Origin of the sequence: Paenibacillus sp. NPDC057934 (assembly GCF_042887565.1) — a bacterium.
GTDB lineage: Bacteria > Bacillota > Bacilli > Paenibacillales > Paenibacillaceae > Paenibacillus_AQ.
Map to the genome: position 1 here is coordinate 1 of NZ_JBHVPB010000027.1, position 1,163 is coordinate 1,163.

A 1,163-nucleotide genomic window follows, 5' to 3' on the forward strand; every position below is an offset into this window, starting at 1 on the left:
GGGTGAAGTCGTAACAAGGTAGCCGTATCGGAAGGTGCGGCTGGATCACCTCCTTTCTATGGAGAATCGTTTCCTGCAACGGAAACATTCAAATCTAAGTCTTCAGGAAGCATGCTTCCGAAGCGAGCTTTACTTCGTAAAGCTTTATACTCACTCGTTGCTCAGTTTTGAGAGAGTCAATCTCTTTCGATCGTTTGGTGGCGATAGCGGAGGGGTTCCACACGTACCCATCCCGAACACGACCGTTAAGCCCTCCAGCGCCGATGGTACTTGGACCGAAGGGTCCTGGGAGAGTAGGACGCCGCCAAGCGGACAACCATTTATTGGTTGCCAATATGTTATATCTGTTATATGGGCTTTTAGCTCAGTTGGTTAGAGCGCACCTCTGATAAGGGTGAGGTCGGTGGTTCGAGTCCACCAAGGCCCACCATATAACATTTGAATAACTTACCTTTATGGGGCCATAGCTCAGCTGGGAGAGCGCCTGCCTTGCAAGCAGGAGGTCAGCGGTTCGATCCCGCTTGGCTCCACCATAAATTATCTTTAAACTTGATCCTTGAAAACTGGATACCGAAACGAATTTGCGTTTTAGAACATCTTTTAGCTGAAACTTGTGTAAGCAAGTTGAAATAGTTATTAGTTGATACAATCTTTCTTGGAAGAGATGTTGAAACCTTTAATGGTGCAATGTTTTCCTGAAGGGAAAAATTGAGGTTAAGCTAATAAGAGCACACGGAGGATGCCTAGGCGCCAGGAGCCGACGAAGGACGTGGCGAACAACGAAACTGCCTCGGGGAGCTGTAAGCAAGCTTTGATCCGGGGGTGTCCGAATGGGGAAACCCAGCTGTGGTAATTCGCAGTTACTCATATCTGAATACATAGGGTATGTAGAGGCAGACCAGGGGAACTGAAACATCTAAGTACCCTGAGGAAGAGAAAACAATAGTGATTCCGTCAGTAGCGGCGAGCGAACGCGGAACAGCCTAAACCAGGGGGCTTGCCTCCTGGGGTTGTGGGACGTCTCACATGGAGTTACAAAGGAATATGGTAGGTGAAGAGGTCTGGAAAGGCCCGCGATAGAGGTAATAGCCCTGTAACCTAAACTGTGTTCTCTCCGAGACGGATCCCGAGTAGTGCGGGGCACGTGAAACCCCGTATGAATC

Annotated in this window: 2 tRNA genes and 3 rRNA genes; all 5 read left to right on the forward strand. The window is 49.0% G+C overall.

What is annotated here, in order from left to right:
- Positions 1–56: ribosomal RNA gene (locus tag ACFVRY_RS29345) — 16S ribosomal RNA — on the forward strand; the annotation flags it as partial.
- A gap of 137 nt (positions 57–193) precedes the next feature.
- Positions 194–310, forward strand: a 5S ribosomal RNA gene (gene rrf / locus ACFVRY_RS29350).
- A gap of 43 nt (positions 311–353) precedes the next feature.
- Positions 354–430, forward strand: a tRNA-Ile gene (locus tag ACFVRY_RS29355).
- A 27-nt stretch (positions 431–457) separates the two neighbouring features.
- Positions 458–533: transfer RNA gene (locus ACFVRY_RS29360), tRNA-Ala, on the forward strand.
- Positions 534–712: 179 nt separating this feature from the next.
- Positions 713–1,163 (forward strand): 23S ribosomal RNA (locus ACFVRY_RS29365); the annotation flags it as partial.